Here is a 20,956-nt window from a genome sequence, read left to right on the forward strand (position 1 = left end):
GACCGCTTGATCAGTCGGAACGGGTCAGAAGCGCATAGTAGAAGCCGTCCCAGTCCCCGCCGGGGGCAATGCGCCAGCCGGCACCATCCGGGGTACCGACCGGTAATTCGCAGGGCAATGCTGTGGCGTCGGGGTGACGTTCAAGGAAGTGCGCCGCCACATCACGCCCCTCGGCGCGCAGGATCGAGCACGTGGCGAAGACCATGCGACCGCCAGGGGCGAGCAGCGGCCACAGCGTCTCCAGCAGTTGCTGCTGCGTCTTGGCCAGCGCCCGCACGTCACCCACCCGGCGCAACCACTTGATGTCCGGGTGGCGGCGGATCACGCCGGTACCGGAGCACGGCGCATCAATCAGAATGCGATCAAAGGGCGTACCGTCCCACCAGCGCGCGGTATCGGTGGCGTCGGCGGCGACGAGCGTCGCCTGCACCCCCACGCGACGCAGAGTTTCATCCACGCGCTGCAGACGCGCGCGGTCACTGTCGAGAGCGGTCAGTTGCGCCTTGGGGCACAGCTCCAGCAGGTGTGCGGCCTTACCCCCTGGCGCACTGCAGGCATCCAGTACGCGCTGGCCCGGCTGTATGTCGAGCAGCGGCGCGGCGAGCTGCGCGCTGGCGTCCTGCACCGACACACTGCCGCGCGAAAAGCCTGGCAACGCTTCGACTTCCCCCGCCTGCTCAAGCACCAACGCATCCGGCGCCTCAGGCAGGGTCCGCGCTGCACGCCCCATGCGCGACAAACGGGCCTGGTAATCGGACGCGGACATGCGGCGCCGGTTCACGCGCAGCGTCATCGGTGCCTGGGCACTGCCCTCGGCGAGGATGGCGTCGGCTGCCTCGCCCCAGTCGTGACGCAGGGCCTCGGCCAGCCAGTTGGGCCAGGAATGCAGAATGGCGGGGTCCTCGGGCGGTTCCAGGCGCTCCGGTTCGCGCTGCGACCGCCGTAGCAGTGCATTGACCAGGGAGCCGGCCCACTCCGCCTGCAGCAAGCTTGCGGCCGAGGTCGTGGCGGAAACCACGGCGTGATCCGGAATGCGCATGTCGTGCATCTGATAGAGGCCCACCCGCAGCAGAGCATCGACCAGCGGCGCGTCGCGCAAGGGTCGATCCATCATTTGCTCAAGCTGCCAGCCGAGGCGGCGGTAGTGGCGTAGCACGCCGTACACCATGGCCGAGAGCAAGGCGTGATCGCGCGCGTCGAAACGGTTGCGAGAAGTCGCAAAGGCCAGCGCATCGTCCAGGCTGCGGCCGTGCTGCATGACGGCCTGGATGACGTGGGCAGCGGCGGCACGCACCGGGGCCCCGGGGGCTGAACGATTCGAGGCGGCAGGTCGCGGCGGATGTTTCATGTCAGTACCTGACCGATGGGAAATCGTTCGGCGGCCACTACGCGCGCCTCCTGGGCGCGCCCGCCAGGCCATTGCACACACAGCAGCCGCAATGCGGCATCGCCAGTGGCGATCACGACCCCTTCCGCGTCATGGGCCAGCACCGTGCCGGGCGCGGCGTCGGTCGGCGTCATCAGCGCGCGTGCATCCAGCAAGCGCACCCGGGCCTCCCCACAGTGGGTCCAGGCGCCGGGGACCGGATTGAAGGCGCGGATGCGACGCGCGATGGATGCGGCGGCCTCCTGCCAGTCGACACGGGCTTCGGCCTTGTCGAGCTTGCGCGCGTAGGTCACGCCCACGTCCGGCTGCGCTTCGGGCCGGCCGCGGCCCTCGACAACCTGCGGTACTGCGGCGACCACCTCGCGCGCGCCCAGTTGGGCCAGTCGATCGTGCACGCTGGCGGCGGTATCCGCCTCGCGGATGGGCGTGACGGCACGCCGCCACACCGGCCCGGTGTCCAGACCCGCTTCCATCTGCATGATGCAGACACCGGTCTCGGCGTCGCCCGCCTCGATGGCGCGCTGGATGGGCGCCGCACCGCGCCAGCGTGGGAGCAGGCTGGCGTGGATGTTCAGACAACCATGTCGGGGAATATCCAGGGCCGCCTGCGGGAGAATGAGCCCGTAGGCCACCACCACCATCAGGTCCACATCCGCTTCCGACAGCTGCGCCTGCGCCATGGCGTCGAAGCGTTCGGGCTTGTAGACCGACAACCCCATCTCCTGCGCGCGCTGCCCCACCGGTGACGGCTGCAGCCGGCGTCCTCGGCCGGCCGGCCGATCCGGCTGTGTGAACACGGCCGCCACGGTATGGCCCGCCTCGACCAGTGCCTCCAGCGCGGGAACGGAAAACTCCGGCGTACCGGCAAATGCGATGCGCACCGTCAGCGGCCTAGCCCTCCTGCTTGCGGAGCTTGCGCTGACGCTTCAGCAGTCGATCCCGTTTGATGCTGGACAGATGGTCAATGTAGAGCTTGCCGTCGAGGTGATCCTTCTCGTGCTGGATGCACTGCGCCAGCAGGCCATCGGCCTCGAGTTCGTAGGGATTGCCATCGCGGTCGAGGGCGCGCAGGCGTACTCGCCGGAAGCGACGAACCCGATCCGACACCTCGGGGACGGAAAGGCAGCCCTCGTCCACCACCTCGGGCTCGTCGGTCTCGATGATTTCAGGGTTGATCATCACCCGCGGCTCGCGCTGTTCGTCGGCGCCGCAATCCATGACGGCCACCTGCAGCGCCACGCCCACCTGGGTGGCCGCCAGCCCCACACCGGGCGCGTCGTACATCGTTTCGAACATATCGTCGATGAGACGCTGCAGGTCCTGGCCAAAGTCGGAAACCGTCTGCGCCTTTTCGCGCAGCCGAGGGTCGGGATGGTGGAGTATTTCGAGCAGTGCCATGCTGTTATGCGATTCCGGCCAAATGCGGAGGCTGCTACAGTGCGATCACGTCAACGACGGGTCTGGCAGCGACGGGGAGCGATGACTGTAAAACAAGGACATAAGTATAGCGCGGTGCGTCGATCATCCCGGCTCGGCCTGTGCGTACTGGCTGCGGCTCTGACCGCCTGCGCCACGGCGCCACAAGGAGGCGGAGGCGCGCAGCAAAGCGCTCCTCAGCCGCCCGAGGCCACGCCCACGGCAGGCAGGGACAGCAACGCGATGGCGGCTCCCGCCGAGAATGCGTCATCAGTCACGCCACGCCCGGTCCAGACCCGGGAAGGCCAGCGCGTGCGCAAGACAGCACGCTACGTGGTCAAGCCCGGCGACACATTGTGGGACATCTCGGAACGTTTTCTGATCGACCCGTGGAAGTGGCCGGAAGTCTGGGTGGCCAATCGTCAGGTGGCCAATCCGCACTTGATCTATCCCGGCGATGTGCTCGAACTGCGCTGGTTGGAAGGTGAGGAAAGCGTGTCCGAAGTCGCCAAGCTGGAACCGCAGATTCGTCGCGAGCCGCTGGAGGCCACGATTCCCACCATTCCGCTCGACCTGATCCGGGATTTCCTGGATGGCCCACTGGTGGTCGGCCCCGATACCTTCAAGAACGCACCCTATCTGGTCGAGTTCGCGGACGAACACCTGATGGGCCCGGACCGGACCGATGCCTATGCCCGCGGCCTGCCTGCCTCGGCACGCGCCGACTGGCTGGTGGTGCACGAAGGCGAGGCCTATGTGGACCCGGAAAGCGGGCGCATTCTCGGCTACGAAGCCATCCCCGCTGCCGATGCCACCCTCAGCCGTCATGCGGAGGAAGTCTCCGTGCTGCGCCTGTCGGAATCGCGGCGCGAAACACGCATCGGCGATGCCCTGATCCCGCGGCCGCGCGACATGCTGTCCGCCAATTTCTTCCCGCGTGCGCCCGGTCAGGCTTTAAGCGGCCGTATCATTTCGGTGTTTGGTGGCGTGACCCAGATCGGCCAATACGATCTGGTCATTCTGAATCGCGGCGCCAATCACGGGCTGGAAGTCGGCCACGTCCTGGATGCCTTCAATGCGGCACGCGAAGTCCCCGACCCGAGAGACCAGGTCGGCAGCATTCGCCTGCCCGCGCAGTATGCCGGCGAACTCCTCGTCGTCCGCGTCGCCGACGATCTGGCGCAGGCCCTGGTCATGGAAGCCGAGCGCACCATCCTCCTGCACGACGAGGTTCGCGCGCCCGACCAAGGCTTGTGACCGCAGACGCAACCCAGCGTGACGCCTGGCTGACACTGCTTCTTGCGCCCGGTGTCGGGCCAGTCACCGGGATGCGTCTGCTGCAGGCCTACGGCTCCGCCGATGCGGCACTGGCAGCCGGCCCGTCGGGATGGACCAGGGCAGGCGTGCCCGAAGCGCTGCACGACGGCCTGCGCCAACCGGATGCGGCCGCGCTGGCGCGCTGTCAGGCGTGGCTGGATGGGCCGCAGCGCACGCTGATCAGCCTGGATGACCCGCGCTATCCGCCGCAACTGCTCGAAATCCCGCGTCCGCCACTGGCGTTGTTCTGCCTGGGCGATGTCAGCCTGCTCGCGCGCGACCAGCTCGCGGTGGTGGGGTCACGCGCCGCCAGCCGTCAGGGCCTGGAGCATGCGCGCAGCTTTGCCGGCGAGATCGCCCGCGCCGGCCTCTGCATCACCAGTGGTCTGGCCTCGGGCATCGATGGCGCGGCGCACGCAGCCGCCCTTGATGTCGGAGGGAGCACCATCGCCGTGGCCGGTACCGGCCCGGACCGGGTGTATCCCGCCCGCCACCGCGCCCTGGCCCACCGCATCGGCGAGCACGGTTTGCTGATCTCCGAATTCGTGCCAGGCACTGGCGCCCAGGCCGCCCATTTCCCGCGGCGCAACCGCATCATCGCCGGACTCAGTCTCGGCGTCCTGGTGGTGGAAGCGGCCAAACGCAGTGGCTCCCTCATCACCGCACGGTTGGCTGCGGAGAATGGGCGCGAGGTCTTTGCCATTCCGGGCAGCATTCACCATCCGCAGGCACGGGGCTGCCATGCCCTTATCCGCGACGGCGCACAGCTCGTGGAAAGTGTGCAGGACGTGCTTTTTGCGCTCGGCCGCGATACGACACACGTGCCTGATACACTGCCGGACGTGATCAAGCCCCACGCCAGCGCTGCGCTGTCGGGTGCGGCCGCCAAGACGCTGTCTGCGGTTGGTGACCACGCCACGGCCTTTGATCAGCTGGTAGCTCGCACCGGTCTGGATATCCAGGCCCTGAGCAGTGCGCTGCTGGAACTTGAGCTTGCAGGCTTGGTGGCCAGCGAGCCAGGTGGCAACTTCTCCCGTCTCGGTCGCGCCCGATGATGACCTCCTCCCCGACTGCAGGAAGGCCGCTGTGAATATCAAGGAAAGTGTGCTCGACGTCCTCATGTACCTCTACGAAAACTACGTGGAGCAGGAATTCGCCGATGCCTCCAACTACGACGCCCTTCGCGTTGAACTGATGGGAGCGGGCTTCCCGGAAGAGGAAGTCAACCACGCCTTTTCCTGGCTCAATGATCTGGCGGAGCGGCGTGACAACCTGGTCAACCCGGCCTCCGGCTCCATTCGTCTGTACAGCAACATCGAGCGCGCCCGTATCGGTGCCGAAGGGCAAGGATTCCTTCTCTATCTCGAACAGCTCGGGCTACTTGGCCCACAGGGCCGTGAGCTCGTCATCGACCGCCTGATGAGCATCGACGACGAGATCGATCTGGAGCGCGTGAAGTGGGTCGTGCTGCTGGTGCTGATCAACCAGCCCGGCGCCGAAGACGCCCTCGCCCAGGTCGAAGAAATGGTCTATTACGATGGGGAGTTCTTGCACTAACAGCGCGAGCAGCGTGGAGGGGCCCCACGCAGTGGGGATCTAGCGTCGCGAGTCGCTGCCCCTACTCGCACTCGAAACGTTACGGTCTCCGCGAGTGGCAAAGTTCTGCCCAACGCCGCTCAGCCGTGAGCTGGGCCCTCTGAAAGCGTTGCTTCGCCTGGCCGCAAATAAAGCAGGCCCGCCGAGGCGGGCCTGCTCATCTTCGCCGCCCTGGGCGGCGAGCAGATGCACCTCAGTCGTCGACCGTCACCCCGTTGATGGTTGCAGCAAGCACCTCAACCTGGTCGGTGCGCACGCCGTTGTCGGGCTCGAGTTCGTAGAAGAGCACCTCCAGACCCGACTCCACCGAATAGTGCGTCACAAAGGGGTCTTCGGCATCCTCGCCGTCGGCGAGGCCGTCACCGTCCCCATCCGTCAGATTGGTATCAAAGCGACAGGTATCGATGCTGCGGCCGTCGATCTGGACTGTTTCGCGACCGATATAGGTCGTGGTTGCGATCACCGTGTTGGTTTCGTTTTCGTTATTCGCAACATCGTTCTCTTCGATCACGATGGTCTGCGTCACGCTCTCGCCCTCGGCGAGATCGAAGGGAGCCAGCAGCGCAGCAGGACTCAGTGTCTCGCTATCGATGATCGACCCGGTTGATGGATCTCTGTTCTCGTCACCTACCAGAGCAAACGAAGGGCGCGCGAAGTCGACCTGGAAGTAGGTGAACTCGTCGACGGAATCGCCCTGCCCTCCATCCTGCGTGCCGAGTGAGCGGATCTGGATCGCCGTACGCCCGTCGAAGGTGACTTCGCCGTCGGTGATCCGGGTTTCGGTGAATTCCTCGGAGAATTCCAGCTCTCCAGGCGTGCCACCGAAGTCACCGTCATTGCGGCCTTCGTAGCGCACGGTCTGAACCACTTCCGTGCCTTCCTGCCACAGAACCGGATTGAAGCAGGCCCTTGCCGAGCTGACCGATTCCGGCCGGCGCGTGAAGTCCACGCTGGATGCAAAGGAGTTGGCGCGGGTTTCGGCGCTGCCGCCGGATCCAGCCGGCGCCAATGCGAGCTGGAAACCGCCCCCTTCCACGCGAATCAGAGTGAAGAAGCGGTCATTCTCGCTCAGGTTGCGGATATCAAACTCATTGGCCGATTCACCGTCCGCGGCTTGCACCTGATTACCCACGGCTACGGTGAGCTGTTCGTTATAGGTGTTTTCAGGCGAGCCGAGACAGGCATCGTTGGGCCAAACCGACTCGGTCACGAGCACATCGGTGCCATCGAAGGTCCACGATCCTTCAAAGGATTCGCTGCCGTCACTCGCCGGATTACAGGCAAAGTCCCAGGTGCCCTGCAAGGCCTTGATCGTTGAGTCGTCGACGTCGAAGCAGACCGTCTCCGTGTTCGACACCAGCGCTTGTGCATCCCGACCGCTGATCTCCACACAGAAGCGGCCCGCACCAATGTTTGATGGCACCGCCAGGTCCAGGACCAACTGCTCCATGGTCTTCGTACCAAGCGACTGGGTCTGAGAAGCCAGCAGGACTTCCGCAAAGCGATCCGCCCCCACCACCTTGGCGAAGACGGCTTCGACGGCGGCGCTGGTTTCAAAATCCAGGCTCAACGAAGCGTCACCGCCTGAGGGCACCGCGATGACATCGCTGGCCGCTCTCAGTACCGGCTCCCCTCCGGCATTGGTCGGCGCGGGCGGATCCCCATCCCGCAGGATGGCGTTGCGGCCATCCACCTTGATGAGAATGGCCTCCATGACCGCACTCGGCTCGGTTGCCGGGTCAATGGCACCGGCACCGCCTCCCCCATTGCCCCCGCCGCCGCCACACGCGGAAAGCACAACCCCCAAAGCCAGAACCGCTGCCGATTGCTTCAAAACGCTCATTTCTTGTATCCCTTCGTACTTGATCAGGTTCCACCGTTTCCGCAACACGCGCCCTGAACCCCCGTTTCGTCAGAGCGCCTACCACTATGTGCAGAACCACAGCGAGGTCGCGCGTTGCCCGCTTCTGGACCAAAGGTGGCCAGGAATCGCGCAAAACAGCGACGCCACACCATTTGATGCGCGCTCGCCCGCAGCGTCATCACCCCATGGTGTGATGACGCTCATCCACACACGGATGGATTCTGGTGACGACTCATCAATAGATAAGGAAAACAAAATGAGGTTTTCGTCAGCACTGCCACAGACACTCGCCCTACTGGTAATCGCGGGCTTGTCCGCATGCGGAGGGGGTGGCGGAGGCAGCGGCAGTGGCTCCGAAAACGGGTTGATCGACGTCACCAACGAGAATGCGTTGACCGACGCGCTTGTCGTACGTTTTGGAGAGAAGCTGGGTCAGAAGATTGAGGGTGACCTACCCACGAAGACGACCACCGGCAGTGAGCCGGTCATTACTCCTGTCGCGGAAAGCCGATCTGCTGGCAACGGCGATACCGTCGATATCGATCTCAAGATTGATTCCGCGTCGCCGCTGGGCAGCTTGCTGCTCAAGGTGGTGGGGGCCGATTCCTTCCTCGCCATCAACCTGCTGGAGGAAACGCGGAACAAGGTCAGTCTCTCCGAGAGGCTGGCGATTGGCATTCCGGAAAACATCACCGATGGCACCTTCTGCGTGGAGATCGTCGCAGTCGACGAAGAAGAACGCGTGTCGGAAGCGGAGCGAACCTGTTTCGACATCGAATCCACCGCGGATGACGGCCCCGTCTTTACCGAGGCCTTCTTCAATGACCGCGCCTTCTACATTTCCGGTGTTGAAGGAACAGCCTTGTTTGATGGCGAGTTCATCGAACTGTTCCAGTACACCTTCCGCAGTGACGGTACGGCCACCGAAACGTGGAGTCCCAGCGAGGAAAACAACTTCTCGACGACCGACACTTACCTGGTGGAATGGTCGATCGACGAGGAAGGCAGACTCATGACCGAGGATGCGGATGATGACGGCCGTTACGTATTCATCCTGACGCCATCGGCGATCTCCGAAAACAGCGCCAACTTTGCATGGTCGCTGACCTTTTTCGACAACAGCGGTAACGCCCAAGCCAGTGACTCCGGGACCGGCGGAATGACGGCAGCGGCCCCCGACCTGTACGCCTTCCTAGCGGATCGTGTATTCGATGTGAACGCCCCGGACAGCGATATCGAAACCTGGACTTTCAACGCGGATGGCACGGGGTCCGTGCGATTCGCGCCTAATCCGGACAACGATTTCGACCCCAATGACATCAACAATTTCCACTGGCAGGCATTGACCGCCGACCGGATGGATTACATCGAATTCGGCGGTGACGGCTATGACCGCGAGCTGACCAACTGCGAGAACGATTCCAATGTGGACTGCGAACTGAATCCCACCGACGTCGAGGTGACCTTCACCTCAATCGGGGTCAACGCAGCCAACTTCAATCTGAGCGCCCGCTCTGACGAAGGCCGATTCAACTTCAGCGGCAGCATGAATGCTGCTGGTGATGGTCAGCAAAATGGAGACAGCGGCAACGTCCTGCAGGAGCTGCAGGGAAGCTGGTCCTTCGCCTGCAGCGGAGGCGAATCGGATGACGGGACGCCGGAATCCTTCTCCGGCTCGTGGCTCTTTTCGGGCACCGGCCTGACGGTGACCGAATCACTCTACGAAGGCAATACGACCTGCTCCGGACAAGCCAGCGCAGATTCTCCCTATACCGAGGCATTCACGATTTCGGTCGGCCAGGACACCGTCGCGGAGGACGGCGGCCCGGCAACCGAACTCGACATCTTCGAGGCGGGTGTGCTGACCGACCTGTGCATCGTGCGTGTCGAGCAAGACCGCTTTCTGCTCGGATGCGAAGGACAAGCACCGAGAGCAACGACATTCAACGAGGGGGAGTTTGTGCGCGAGGGATAGCGCGCATTCAGACACCCCTTGCGGCACGCACGCCGCTTCAGTCCACACGACAACGATCGGTGCGCAAATTGGCATGCTGCATATTGGGCAGCCCGACCTTATGTCGGGCTGCCCCTGATGACTCTTCTCCCGCTGCGAACGATCACAAGACTTTCTCGAAACTCAGATGCCCATTCCTAACTATCTGGACGGAAACCCCTCTTTCGACTAGGGTTGAGCTCAGGGTTGTAGGGGTGGGGGATAAGGTCGGTGGATCTCAGTTCGGTAGTCTTTGCGCTGTACCGTGCGGCAATGACGCCCGATCAATGGCCGGCGGCCCTCAAGACGGTAGGCGACTTTGTCGGTGGATGCGCCGCCGCCCTGGAGTTCATCCAACTGCCCAATACGATGATCGACATCGCCACCACCCATGGCTATGACGCGCGGGCGCTGGTCTCGATCGTCGGCTTCGATCTGGAGGAAATGGACCCGTGGTGGGCCTGCGTGGAAGCGGAACCTCACAGCGACCTGCACATCGGCACCAAGTATGTGCCTGCAAAACAGTTTCGTCGTTCCGCCTTCTACAACGATGGCTTGCGCCGCGTGGAGGCCGACTGGCGCGATGTGATGGCGCTGGCGGTCCCCGTCAGTGATGGCAGTACCGCCATTTTCTCGGTCTACAGGAATGGCAAGGACGACGACTTCGGCTTTGGAGAAATCGAGCGCATGCGTGCGCTCAAACCACATATCGTCCAGTCGCTGGAAATTTCCAGCCGCTTTGGTGGCCACGAGGTACAGGAGGCACTGACTGGCGCCCTCCAGGCGGCCCGAGGCGACGCCGTCTTGTTTCTTGATGTTCGCGGCGCGGTGGTCTACGCCAATGCGCTGGCCGAGCAGTGGCTGAGCGCGTCCAAAGGTGCCATCTACCATTACGCAGGGCGCCTCCATCTCCGCGCCGAAGAGGCGAACCGCTCTTTTCAGAAAGGGCTATGGCGCTGCCTCGACCGGATAGAGGCCGAGCAGGTCCTGCACGGTGAAACCGTCGTCTGGTACCACGGCAACGTGCAGTATTCGGCATGCGTGACGCCCCACTTGAAGCGACTGAGCGCCGCCAAACTGCCCGTTGGGTACCGCGCCCCAGCCGTTGCCGTCATCATCCGGCGATTCCGCCCCGATAGCGAGGGCATTGCAGCGCGCGTCGCGCAGGCCTACGCACTCACGCCGGCAGAGACCCGCGTGCTCGAAAGCTTCATCGAGGGGATGTCGATGCAAGAGATCTGCGAAGCCTCAAGCATCACCATGAACACCCTGAAATCGCAGTGTCGGGCGATCTATCAGAAGACGGGCACCACCAACCAGGCGAGTCTGATACGGATGAGCCTGACCGGGTTCAGCACCTGACGCCTAGGGGCGCGCCGCTCCCGGATCGCCGCGTCAGAGAGAGGGTTTGACGCCGTTCGAGGTACCCGTCCGATAGCGGCGCTGCATCGCGTGATCGCAACATTCGGCACTGAGCGGCCCGGCGTCCCCAAAATTCGCTGGGAAATCAGGGTCCAGAAACCATACCCCCGCCCCATTTTTGGTGCTGGCCGACGCCGAAGGCCCGCACGAAAGCTGTCGAAACGGTGCACGGTCCTTTGACACTCCAGCGATTGGCCGCGTATAAGCTCGCCGCCATGACTACGGAAACCGCCTCCCAAAGCCTGGTGATCGTGGAGTCACCCGCCAAGGCCAAGACGATCAAGAAGTACCTCGGCCCTGGCTATGAGGTCATGGCCTCGTACGGCCATGTGCGCGATCTGGTGCCCAAGGACGGCGCTGTCGACCCCGACGATGGCTTTGCAATGCACTACCAGATGATCGAGCGCAACGCCAAGCACGTGCGCGCCATCATGAGTGCGCTCAAGGACGCCGACACGCTGGTACTCGCCACTGACCCCGACCGCGAAGGGGAGGCGATCGCCTGGCATCTGCTCGAGTTGCTCAAGGAAAAGAAGGCGCTCAAGAACAAGACCGTGCAACGAGTCGTGTTCTACGAGATCACGCAGCAGGAGGTGAGCAAGGCCATTGCCAACCCGCGTGACATTTCCGACGACTTGATCAGCGCCCAGCAGGCGCGGCGGGCGCTGGATTATCTGGTTGGCTTCAATCTGTCTCCGCTGCTGTGGCGCAAGGTGTCGCCCGGCCTGTCTGCCGGCCGCGTGCAGTCGCCGGCGCTGCGCCTGATCTGCGAGCGCGAGGAAGAAATCAAGGCCTTTGTGCCGCAGGAATACTGGTCGCTGACCGCGCAGGTGGAGAAGGACGCGCAGGGCTTCAGCGCCAAGCTGTTGCGCCTCGACGGCGAGAAGGCCGAGCAGTTCACCCTGACCGAGGGCGATAACGCCTTTGCGGCACGCGAGCGCATCCTCACGGCGGCCTCGGGTCAGCTCAAGGTGGGCTCGGTTGACAAGAAGCAGCGTCGACGCAACCCATCGCCGCCCTTCACGACCTCCACACTGCAGCAGGAAGCCAACCGCAAGTTGGGCTTTGGCTCGACCCGCGCCATGCGCATTGCGCAGCAGCTCTACGAAGGCGTGGATATCGGCGGCGAAACCGTTGGCCTCATCACGTACATGCGTACCGACTCGGTCAGCCTGGCCGGTGAGGCCATCCAACAGATCCGCCAGATGGTGGGTGAACGCTACGGCGCGGATTACGTGCCAGAGTCGCCGCGCCAGTACAAATCCAAGTCCAAGAACGCACAGGAAGCGCACGAAGCCATTCGGCCGACCTCGTTGACGCGCACGCCGGAGTGCATCCGCAGCCATCTGAGCGAGGATCAGCTCAAGCTGTACACGCTCATCTGGCGTCGTGCGGTTGCCAGCCAGATGGCCTCGGCGGTCTTCGACACGGTCAGCGCCGAGCTCACGGCAGGCAACCATGCCTTCCGCGCGAACGGCTCGGTACTGGTCTTTCCCGGCTTCCTGGCTGTCTACCAGAGCGGTAGTGACGACGCCCGTGGAGACGACGACGACAAGCGCCTGCCCGAATTGGTCGAGGGCGAGCAGGTCACGCTGCACGACGTCGCGGCCGATCAGCACTTCACCGAGCCGCCGCCGCGCTTCACCGAGGCCAGCCTGGTCAAGACCCTCGAGGAATACGACATCGGGCGGCCTTCCACCTATGCGTCGATCATCGGCACGTTGCAGCAGCGCGAGTACGTGCGCATGGAAGGCAAGGCCTTCTGGCCGACCGACGTCGGCATGATCGTCAACCGCTTTCTCACCGACCACTTTTCTCGCTACGTGGACTATGACTTCACGGCACGGCTGGAGGACGATCTCGACGCGGTCTCCCGCGGCGAGAAGACGGTGCAGCCGCTGCTCGCCTCGTTCTGGAAGGACTTTGCGCAGCGCGTCGAGGAAAAGAAGGATCTCGCCCGCAGCGAAGTCAATGAAGGCCGCACCCTCGGCACCGACCCGACCAGCGGCAAACCGGTCAGTGCACGCCTCGGGCGCTACGGACCTTTCGTGCAGATCGGCACGCGCGACGATGAAGAAAAGCCGAAGTTCGCCTCGCTGCGCGCCAACCAGCGCATCGACACCATCACACTGGAAGAGGCGCTCGAGCTGTTCAAGCTGCCGCGCCACCTGGGCACTACCGATGATGGCACCGAGATCGTCGTCAACATCGGGCGCTTCGGCCCCTATGCCCGCTTCGGCGATGAATTCGTCTCGCTGAAGAAAGACGACGACCCCTACAAGGTCACGCGCGAACGCTGCATCGAACTGTACGAGGCCAAACAGGCAGCGCTGGAGGCCGCCACGCTGCAGCACTGGCCGGAGCACGAGATTCGCGTCGTCAAGGGGCGCTTCGGGCCCTATGTTGGGCAGAGCAAACTGCGCGCCCGCGTGCCCAAGGGCAGCGATGCCGAAGCCCTGACCCTGGAGGAATGCCAGGCGCTGCTGGAAGCAGAGAAGCAGAAGAAACCCGCTGCCAAGAAGGGGGCAGCAAAGAAATCTGCCGCCAAGAAAGCGGGCGCCAAGAAGTCCGCCGCCAAGAAATCGGCTACAAAGAAGTTAGCGGCGAAGAAGAGCAGCGCCAAGAAGGCGTCGACGAAGAAGTCTGCTGCCAAGAAGGCGGCGGCGACCAAGAAGGGAACGGCCAACAGCATGGCATCCAGCAACCCATCCAGCGGTGCACAGGCCTCCGGCAAAGACGCTCCGGCCAATAGCACCCACAACGACTGATGTTGGCACTCGCCTATCGCGAGGCAGCCGCAGTGCTGGCGCGTGGCGGCCTCGTCGCCTACCCCACCGAAGGGATATGGGGCCTCGGCTGCGATCCGCGCAATCCGGCAGCGGTGGGGGCCCTGCTGGCCGCCAAGCAACGGCCGGTCGACAAAGGCTTGATTCTGATCAGCCACGATTTCGACGCCCTCGAAGCCTGGGTCACCCTGCCCTCGCGCAGTGCACTCAAGCGTGCTTTCGAGAGCTGGCCCGGACCGACCACTTGGCTGTTCCCCGCCAACCCGCACGCGCCCTACTGGATCACCGGGGACAGCGACCGGATCGCGATCCGCGTCACCGATCATCCGGTAGCGGTGCGTCTGTGTAAGGCCTGGGGAGAAGCGCTCGTCTCGACCAGCGCCAACCGCAGCGGGCAACCACCCGCGGACGGCGCCACCGCGGTGCGGCGTCAGTTCCCGAATGTGCTCGACTATCTGGTACCCGGGGCCCTCGGCGGCCTCGGCCGGCCGTCCACCATCCGCGACGTCCGCTCCGGCCAGCAGGTGCGCTGATGTCTCATTCTCCCCAGCCGGAAGCCGTCCAGGCCTTTCTGGCCGACTATCAGAATCGGCTCTGCGCGCGACTGGCGGAAGCCGATGGCGCGCAGCGCTTCCAGATCGACCAGTGGGATCGCGCCGAGGGTGGTGGTGGCGACACGCGCGTGCTCGGCGAGGGCGCGCTTTTTGAGCGCGCCGGCGTGGCTTTTTCCGTGGTGCACGGCAAGGCACTGCCGCCATCGGCGTCGCAGTCGCGACCCGAACTGGCCGGGCGCAGCTTTCGCGCCATGGGGGTTTCGGTGGTCCTGCATCCGCACAATCCCTATGTGCCGACAAGCCACGCGAATGTCCGCTTTTTTGTCGCAGAGGCACCCGGCAAGGCCCCAGTGTGGTGGTTCGGCGGCGGTTTCGACCTGACGCCCTACTACGGCTTTCGCGAGGACTGCGTGGCCTGGCATCAGACCGCGCGCGATGCACTGACGCCCTTCGGCGACACGCTGTATGCCGAGTACAAGAAGCAGTGCGATGATTATTTCTGGATTCGCCATCGCAACGAGGCACGCGGCGTTGGCGGCATCTTCTTCGATGACCTGAACGCCGGTGGCTTTGACCACTGCTTCGGCATCATGCAGGCCGTGGCCGAGGCCTATCCCAATGCCTATCTGCCCATTGTGCAGCGCCGTCGCGACATGCCCTTCGGCCAGCGTGAGCGCGACTGGCAGTGCTACCGTCGCGGGCGCTACGTGGAATTCAACCTGGTCTACGACCGCGGTACGCTCTTCGGTCTGCAGTCGGGCGGCCGCACCGAATCGATATTGATGTCGATGCCGCCGCAAGCGCAGTGGCGCTACGACTATCATCCGCCCGAGGGCAGCGATGAAGCGGCCTTGCTGCACGACTTTCTTCCCGCTCAGGACTGGCTCTCCCACGCATGACCCTTACTGAACTGCGATACCTGGTCAATCTGGAAAAGGAGCGTCACTTCGGGCGTGCGGCCGAGCGTTCCTTCGTATCGCAACCCACGCTGTCGGTCGCCATCCGCAAGCTGGAGGAAACGCTCGACGTCACGCTGTTCGAGCGCAATCGAGGTGAAGTGCGCCCGACCCTGGTGGGCGAACGCATCTGCGCACAGGCCAAGCGCGTGCTGGCGGAGGCGGCACTGGTCGAGGATCTCGCCAAGGAAGGCAAGGACGAACTGGTCGGCCCGGTGCGACTGGGCGCCATCTATACCGTCGGCCCCTATCTGCTTCCGTACCTCGTGCCGATGCTGCGCGAGACCGCCCCTCGCATGCCCCTCATCCTGGAAGAGAATTTCACGGCACAGCTGCTGGAACAGCTGCAGGACAACGAACTGGATGCAGCGCTGGTCGCGCTGCCCATCGAATCCAGCAACCTGCACGTCTGGTCAGTCTACGACGAGGATTTCATCGTGCTGCTGCCGCAGAACCACCGCTGGGCCGATCGCGAAGCCATATCGGCCAACGAGATGGGGGAAGAGCATCTGCTGCTGCTCGGACCGGGTCACTGCTTCCGCGAACAGGTGGTGGAGGCCTGCCCCAAGTGCATCGACAGCAATGCGCCGGGCCCTCGCCCGCAGACGGGATCCAGTCTGGAAACCATCCGCCACATGGTGGCCAGCGACATTGGCATCAGCGTGCTGCCACGCAGCAGCCACGAGAACCGGCCAGAAGAGAGTCAGCAATATCTCGTGGCGCGCCCCTTCACCGATCCGGCACCCCAGCGCCGTGTCGCCTTGATCTGGCGCAAGAGTTTTCCGCGTCCCAATGCGATCAAGGCACTGCGCACCGCCATCGTCACCTGTCATATGCAGGGCGTCCGCTTCCGTCCGCTCGACGCACCGCAGGAAGCCTGACGCGCGACCTGCGGTAGGCATCCGTGCGATACACGGGCTGTGCGTCAGGCAATAGGCGCGCTATCCTGTCCTGACAATGACATGCACCCTTTGAGGTGCGGCCCGAGGAGACACGATATGCATCGCACGATTTTGACGTTGGTGGCCGCCTTGGCCCTGCCCGCTCACGCCGCCGATGGCCCGCCGGATCGCCCGGTGGAGCGCCTGGGGCAGGACCTCACGCCCATGGGTGCCATGAAGGCCGGTAACGCGGATGGCTCCATTCCGGCATGGGATGGCGGCTACGCGATCCCGCGTCCTCCTGAGGGCGAAGAGCGCTATCTCGAAAGCTATGAACGCTTCGCCTCGGAAGAGCCCATCGCCATCATCACCGCCGACAACATGGCGGACTATGCGGAATTCCTCACCGAGGGCCAGAAGGCGCTGCTCAAGCGCTACCCGCAGAGCTACAAGATGCCGCTCTACAAGACGCACCGTAGCGGACGCGCGCCGGAATTCATCTATGAGGCGAACAAGCGCAATGCCGAGCGTGCCTATCTGAGCAACGAAGGCGAGAGCATCAACGACGCCACGACCGGCATCCCCTTCCCGCTGCCCGATAACGGCAAGGCGGTTATGTGGAATCACAAGCTGCGCTATCGCACCGAATCGATCCAGCGGTACAACGTACAGTTGGCCGTGCAGTCCAACGGCATGTACACCCCCTTCAAGCTGCAGGAAGACATCCGTTTTCATTACAGCAACGAAGGAGTGACCGTCGACGAGCTGGAAAACGTGGGCATCTACTTCCTTCAGCGTGTCATCGGTCCGCCGCGGCAGGCAGGCAATGTCCTGCTGGTGCATGAAACCCTGGACCAGATCAAGGAAGCGCGCCGCGCCTGGCAATACAACGCGGGTCAACGCCGCGTTCGACGCGCGCCGGACGTAGCCTATGACAATCCCGGCACGGGATCGGATGGCCTGCGCACCAACGACCAGCTCGACATGTTCAATGGCGCCACCGATCGCTACAACTGGAAGCTGGTGGGCAAGCGCGAAATGATCGTGCCCTACAATTCCTACAAGCTGGCCGACAGCCGGAACAGCTACGACGATCTCACCAACGATCGTCACCTGAACCAGGACCTGACGCGTTACGAAAAGCACCGTGTCTGGGTGGTGGAGTCCGAGTTGCGCGAGGACACCAGCCACATCTACAAGCGCCGTACCTTCTACGTGGATGAGGACACCTGGACCATCCTCGCTGTCGACGTTTACGACCAGCGCGATCAGTTGTGGCGCATTCAGGAACTCCATCCGATTCAGATCGTCTGGAAGGACGCCGTCGCCACGGCCGGCTCCACCGTCTACGACCTGCAGGCAAACCGCTACCTCGTGCAGGAAATCAGCAACGAGGAGCCGTTGTTCGAGACGGACGTCTCCTTCAGCCCACGGCACTTCACACCGGGCAACATCAAGCGCGTCGCGACGCAGTGATGTAATCCCCGCCGCGTCCGGCCCTGCCGGGCGCGGCGCAGCAGTGGCTGCGCGGCTGGCCTCGTCCACGGCTGCGCCTTTACACTGGTGTCACCCAGCCGCCATTTTGCTGTAACACGGTTGCAACCGGCTGCGGGCACTGTGCGCGCCATGCTGCAGACCTTGGACAAGTCGACGCGCCACCGTGGAGCGCCGCGATGAGCGGGCCGTTCAGGCGCAGTCTGCGCATCCACGCGACCATGCTGCGCGATGCGCTGCGACCGGGGCAGCCGATGGCACCGCTCCATCTGCGCCGCGCCGCCATGCTGGCCGCCGGACTCCCGCCCTATCTCACCGTGCAGGCCTGCCACTGGCTGGGCTTCGGTCTGGATGCCGCATGCTTCCGCGACGCCCACAAGGAATCCTTGCAAGCACCGCTTTTCGTACTGGGCATTCCGCGCAGCGGCACCACCTTCGTGCACCGCCTTCTGGCCGAGGACCGAGATCGCTTCACCACCATGTCGACCTGGCAGGCGATCCTGGCGCCTTCCATCAGCGAGCGCCTGCTCTGGCAGGGCCTTGGTCGTGTGGATCGTGTTGCCGGCGCACCGATGCGGCGGCTGCGCGATGCGCTTACGCGCTGGCTTGCCGGCGACTTCGATGCCATCCACGAAGTGGGTCTGGACGACGCCGAGGAAGACTATCTCGCCCTGTTGCCCTTCGCGGCCTGCTTCATCATGGCCATTGCGTTCCCGGACACGCTGGCGCTGTGGCGACTGACTGCCCTCGACCGGGAAGCGGATGCCACCGAACGCGACACCCTCATGCAGGCTTACCGAAAGGTCCTGCAGAAGCATTGCTACGCCTCTGGAGGCCACCGCCGGCTGCTCAGCAAGAACGCTGCCTTTGCGTCCTGGGCCGGTGCCTTGGCGGACGCTTTCCCGGATGCGCGCTTCATCATCTGCCTGCGCGAACCCGCCTCCGCCCTTGCCTCGCAGATCAGTGCCATTGAACCCGGGCGCCGGCTGTTTGCGGTTGACCCGGAGCGCAAGCACCTCGGTGCCCGCTTTGCCGAGCGCTTTGCCGGGCAATACCGCCATCTCGAAGCGCAGTTGCAACGCCATTCAGACCGCATGGTGGCTGTCGACCAAACCGATCTGCGCGCCGCGCCCGGACAGACTCTGCGGCGTGCACTCGAAAGCATTGGTGTTGACACCGGCGAAGCCCTGGCGGCCGCCTTTGATCGTGCCGACGACGTGGCATCGCGTGGCCAGAGCAGCCGCCATGTTCATGACGTGACCGAGGCCGACCGCCCCGATCCCGCGTTGCTGCGCGAGATGCAGGCCTGCTATGAGCGCATGCGCGCCCAGGCCGCCCGCCCGGCTACCGCCCCATTCTCCGCACGCAAGGTGTCCTGATATGGAATTCGCCTACAGCTCGCTTGCTTCAGCATCCAATGACCGTAGCGCCACCAGCGGGGCGCCAACTTCGGCGCGGCATCTGCGCGTGGCCTTCTTTTCGGATGCCGAACCCGAACGCAATGGCGCCGGAAGCTACTACAGCGACCTCATCGCCCAGTTGCGCCACCAGGTGGATGCGGTCGAGATCTTTCAACCGACGCGCAAGCGCCGCCTCTTCAGTGGCTTGAGCGTGCCTCTGCCGGGCGATCCCACGCAGCGCCTGCTGACCCCGAATGTCCCCGGTCTCTGGCGCAAGATGATGCGCATGCGCCCGGATGTAGTGGTATCCATCACGCCGGGGCCTTTCGGGCTGCTCGGGCTGGCCCTCGCCAGGCGCATGGGCTGCGGCTTCTTCACTGCCTTCCATACCGAGTTCGAGGCATTGTCCAGCCTGTACTGGAACCCGATTTCGCGCGGCATCGCCAACGGCTTCCTGACCAACGTCAATCGTCTGCTGTGCAGCCAAGCGGACGCCACGCTGGTGCACAGCAGCCGTCTGGTGGATACCGTGCGCAAGCTGGGAGCCAAACAGGTCCAGATCATGGGTACGCCCTTGCCCACCCGTTTCATCGAAGCGCCGGTGGAACCGCTGCGCGGACCGCTGCGGCAGCTGGTCTTCGCCGGCCGCCTGGCACCCGAAAAGAATATTCCCACCATCATCGAAGCCGCTCGCGCACTGCCTGATCTTCGCTTTGTCATCGCCGGGGATGGCCCGATGCGCCGCCAACTGGAGCGCGAGACCCGCCCGTTACCGAACGTGGAGATGGTGGGCTGGCTCGATCGCGATGCCCTGCGCACACTGCTGGACGCCTCCGATCTGCTGCTGCTGCCCTCACGCCTGGAAACCTTCGGGTCGATTGCGCTGGAAGCCATGGCGCGCGGCCGCCCGGCCATCGTGGCCGAGAATGCCGGCATCCATAGCTGGCATTCCTTGCGCGACGGGCTGATCCCGCTGCACGGCCAATCCAGCCTGACCGAAACCATTCGCCGCGTGCAGCAGCAATCACCGGCTGCGCGTCAGGACAGCGCCGAGCGCGCGCGGGAAGCAGCCGAGCGGCTCAACACCGAAACCCTGGCACATTGGGTCTCCTTGCTCGACCAGCACGCCCCTGCGCGATGAGCGCGCAGCACGGCTCTGGGCTGCGTGCCTGGCTGTCGATCCATGATGTCATGCCGGAGACGCTGGAACGGGTCGCGAATATCATCGCGCGCAGCCGTGCCCATGGATGGCCTCCGGCCACGCTGCTGGTCGTGCCGGGCCGTCACTGGAATGCCGATGCCATTGCGCAGCTCCGCGCCTGGCATACGGATGGACATGCACTGGCCGCCCACGGCTGGTTCCACCGTGCGCGACACATTCGAGGGCTCCGACACCGTCTGCACGCGGCACTGATTTCACGCGACGCTGCCGAGCATCTAGCGCTGGATGCCGCGGGTATCGCTCGACTGATGCAGGCCAGCCACGACTGGTTTGTGCAACAGGATTTGCCATCCCCCGCACTGTATGTGCCGCCTGCCTGGGCATTGGGTGCCGTCAAGCGCAGCACGCTGCGCGCGCTGCCTTTCCGTCATATCGAGGTCACCACCGGCGTCATCGATACCGACAGTGGCCGGCTGGAGGCGCAGCCCTTGGTGGGCTTCGAAGCGGACACGGCATGGCGTGCCCGTGCTCTCCACACCTGGAACCGCGGCCAGTTGGCTCTGGCACGCCGCACCGGTCGCACCTTGCGCGTCGGCGTGCATCCCTATGACCCTGAACTGGCCCTCGCCACGGCATTGGACCGCATCCTCGCCGACCCGCCGCACCAGGTACCCAGAGGCGTAGCGGCGATGTATCAGGCGTCTCCCATTCACTAGGGCAGCGCCGGT

The 20,956-nt window shown here is 64.2% G+C and carries 17 protein-coding genes; 13 read left to right on the top strand and 4 right to left on the bottom strand.

Annotated elements, in window-relative coordinates:
* Positions 1-10 precede the first annotated feature (10 nt).
* The 3 genes from rsmB to def are packed head-to-tail and all read right to left on the bottom strand — an operon-like array spanning position 11 to position 2,785.
* Positions 11-1,348 carry a 16S rRNA (cytosine(967)-C(5))-methyltransferase RsmB gene (rsmB, locus tag ACOOFO_RS00770; RefSeq protein ID WP_420427759.1) on the bottom strand — a complete coding sequence of 446 codons (1,338 nt, stop codon included), beginning with the start codon at positions 1,346-1,348 and terminating at the stop codon, positions 11-13.
* Positions 1,345-2,268 carry a methionyl-tRNA formyltransferase gene (gene fmt, locus ACOOFO_RS00775; protein ID WP_420427760.1) on the bottom strand — a complete coding sequence of 308 codons (924 nt, stop codon included), beginning with the start codon at positions 2,266-2,268 and terminating at the stop codon, positions 1,345-1,347. Before fmt ends, rsmB begins: the two co-directional genes overlap by 4 nt.
* 10 nt (positions 2,269-2,278) lie before the next feature.
* Entirely contained in the window at positions 2,279-2,785 is a 507-nt protein-coding gene (gene def, locus ACOOFO_RS00780) for a peptide deformylase (protein ID WP_420427761.1), read from the bottom strand.
* A 261-nt stretch (positions 2,786-3,046) separates the two neighbouring features.
* Here def and ACOOFO_RS00785 point away from each other — a divergent pair, with 261 nt between their 5' ends.
* The 3 genes from ACOOFO_RS00785 to ACOOFO_RS00795 are packed head-to-tail and all read left to right on the top strand — an operon-like array spanning position 3,047 to position 5,677.
* Positions 3,047-4,060 carry a LysM peptidoglycan-binding domain-containing protein gene (locus tag ACOOFO_RS00785; protein ID WP_420427762.1) on the top strand — a complete coding sequence of 338 codons (1,014 nt, stop codon included), beginning with the start codon at positions 3,047-3,049 and terminating at the stop codon, positions 4,058-4,060.
* The gene (gene dprA, locus ACOOFO_RS00790) at positions 4,057-5,175 is read left to right on the top strand and encodes a DNA-processing protein DprA (protein ID WP_420427763.1); all 1,119 of its coding nucleotides are present in this window, start codon (positions 4,057-4,059) and stop codon (positions 5,173-5,175) included. Before ACOOFO_RS00785 ends, dprA begins: the two co-directional genes overlap by 4 nt.
* A gap of 31 nt (positions 5,176-5,206) precedes the next feature.
* Positions 5,207-5,677: a DUF494 domain-containing protein gene (locus tag ACOOFO_RS00795; protein WP_350165593.1), complete on the top strand. Its 471-nt coding sequence runs from the start codon at positions 5,207-5,209 to the stop codon at positions 5,675-5,677.
* Between the two features lie 232 nt (positions 5,678-5,909).
* Here the strand turns inward: ACOOFO_RS00795 and ACOOFO_RS00800 are convergent, their stop codons facing one another.
* Positions 5,910-7,559, bottom strand: coding sequence for a hypothetical protein (locus ACOOFO_RS00800; RefSeq protein ID WP_420427764.1), 1,650 nt, complete (start codon positions 7,557-7,559; stop codon positions 5,910-5,912).
* A gap of 214 nt (positions 7,560-7,773) precedes the next feature.
* Here ACOOFO_RS00800 and ACOOFO_RS00805 point away from each other — a divergent pair, with 214 nt between their 5' ends.
* From ACOOFO_RS00805 to ACOOFO_RS00850, 10 genes are all read left to right on the top strand, one after another.
* Entirely contained in the window at positions 7,774-9,555 is a 1,782-nt protein-coding gene (locus ACOOFO_RS00805) for a hypothetical protein (protein WP_420427765.1), read from the top strand.
* Between the two features lie 387 nt (positions 9,556-9,942).
* The gene (locus ACOOFO_RS00810) at positions 9,943-10,935 is read left to right on the top strand and encodes a helix-turn-helix transcriptional regulator (RefSeq protein WP_420427766.1); all 993 of its coding nucleotides are present in this window, start codon (positions 9,943-9,945) and stop codon (positions 10,933-10,935) included.
* A gap of 275 nt (positions 10,936-11,210) precedes the next feature.
* Positions 11,211-13,763: a DNA topoisomerase I gene (locus tag ACOOFO_RS00815; protein WP_420427767.1), complete on the top strand. Its 2,553-nt coding sequence runs from the start codon at positions 11,211-11,213 to the stop codon at positions 13,761-13,763.
* Positions 13,763-14,314 (top strand): L-threonylcarbamoyladenylate synthase, encoded by a 552-nt coding sequence (locus ACOOFO_RS00820; RefSeq protein ID WP_420427768.1) that lies wholly within the window; start codon positions 13,763-13,765, stop codon positions 14,312-14,314. The genes ACOOFO_RS00815 and ACOOFO_RS00820 overlap by 1 nt, the downstream gene beginning before the upstream one ends.
* Entirely contained in the window at positions 14,314-15,234 is a 921-nt protein-coding gene (hemF, locus tag ACOOFO_RS00825) for an oxygen-dependent coproporphyrinogen oxidase (protein WP_420427769.1), read from the top strand. Before ACOOFO_RS00820 ends, hemF begins: the two co-directional genes overlap by 1 nt.
* Positions 15,231-16,172, top strand: a complete 942-nt coding sequence (locus tag ACOOFO_RS00830; RefSeq protein ID WP_420427770.1) for a hydrogen peroxide-inducible genes activator — start codon at positions 15,231-15,233, stop codon at positions 16,170-16,172. The genes hemF and ACOOFO_RS00830 overlap by 4 nt, the downstream gene beginning before the upstream one ends.
* Before the next feature lie 117 nt (positions 16,173-16,289).
* Entirely contained in the window at positions 16,290-17,648 is a 1,359-nt protein-coding gene (locus tag ACOOFO_RS00835) for a DUF1329 domain-containing protein (protein ID WP_420427771.1), read from the top strand.
* A 197-nt stretch (positions 17,649-17,845) separates the two neighbouring features.
* Entirely contained in the window at positions 17,846-19,045 is a 1,200-nt protein-coding gene (locus tag ACOOFO_RS00840; protein WP_420427772.1) for a sulfotransferase family protein, read from the top strand.
* A 1-nt stretch (position 19,046) separates the two neighbouring features.
* The gene (locus tag ACOOFO_RS00845; protein WP_420427773.1) at positions 19,047-20,207 is read left to right on the top strand and encodes a glycosyltransferase; all 1,161 of its coding nucleotides are present in this window, start codon (positions 19,047-19,049) and stop codon (positions 20,205-20,207) included.
* Positions 20,204-20,944: a polysaccharide deacetylase family protein gene (locus ACOOFO_RS00850; RefSeq protein ID WP_420427774.1), complete on the top strand. Its 741-nt coding sequence runs from the start codon at positions 20,204-20,206 to the stop codon at positions 20,942-20,944. The genes ACOOFO_RS00845 and ACOOFO_RS00850 overlap by 4 nt, the downstream gene beginning before the upstream one ends.
* The last annotated feature ends 12 nt before the right edge of the window (positions 20,945-20,956 follow it).

It is taken from the genome of Algiphilus sp., from assembly GCF_965216485.1.
Taxonomy (GTDB): domain Bacteria; phylum Pseudomonadota; class Gammaproteobacteria; order Nevskiales; family Nevskiaceae; genus Algiphilus.

Bases quoted from the DNA above. Each gene is read 5' to 3' on its own strand.
- rsmB (WP_420427759.1), bottom strand. From the start codon at position 1,348: ATGAAACATCCGCCGCGACCTGCCGCCTCGAATCGTTCAGCCCCCGGG.
- def (WP_420427761.1), bottom strand. From the start codon at position 2,785: ATGGCACTGCTCGAAATACTCCACCATCCCGACCCTCGGCTGCGCGAA.
- ACOOFO_RS00785 (WP_420427762.1), top strand. From the start codon at position 3,047: ATGGCGGCTCCCGCCGAGAATGCGTCATCAGTCACGCCACGCCCGGTC.
- ACOOFO_RS00800 (WP_420427764.1), bottom strand. From the start codon at position 7,559: ATGAGCGTTTTGAAGCAATCGGCAGCGGTTCTGGCTTTGGGGGTTGTG.
- ACOOFO_RS00805 (WP_420427765.1), top strand. From the start codon at position 7,774: ATGACGCTCATCCACACACGGATGGATTCTGGTGACGACTCATCAATA.
- ACOOFO_RS00810 (WP_420427766.1), top strand. From the start codon at position 9,943: ATGATCGACATCGCCACCACCCATGGCTATGACGCGCGGGCGCTGGTC.
- ACOOFO_RS00815 (WP_420427767.1), top strand. From the start codon at position 11,211: ATGACTACGGAAACCGCCTCCCAAAGCCTGGTGATCGTGGAGTCACCC.
- ACOOFO_RS00820 (WP_420427768.1), top strand. From the start codon at position 13,763: ATGTTGGCACTCGCCTATCGCGAGGCAGCCGCAGTGCTGGCGCGTGGC.
- hemF (WP_420427769.1), top strand. From the start codon at position 14,314: ATGTCTCATTCTCCCCAGCCGGAAGCCGTCCAGGCCTTTCTGGCCGAC.
- ACOOFO_RS00830 (WP_420427770.1), top strand. From the start codon at position 15,231: ATGACCCTTACTGAACTGCGATACCTGGTCAATCTGGAAAAGGAGCGT.
- ACOOFO_RS00835 (WP_420427771.1), top strand. From the start codon at position 16,290: ATGCATCGCACGATTTTGACGTTGGTGGCCGCCTTGGCCCTGCCCGCT.
- ACOOFO_RS00840 (WP_420427772.1), top strand. From the start codon at position 17,846: ATGAGCGGGCCGTTCAGGCGCAGTCTGCGCATCCACGCGACCATGCTG.
- ACOOFO_RS00845 (WP_420427773.1), top strand. From the start codon at position 19,047: ATGGAATTCGCCTACAGCTCGCTTGCTTCAGCATCCAATGACCGTAGC.
- ACOOFO_RS00850 (WP_420427774.1), top strand. From the start codon at position 20,204: ATGAGCGCGCAGCACGGCTCTGGGCTGCGTGCCTGGCTGTCGATCCAT.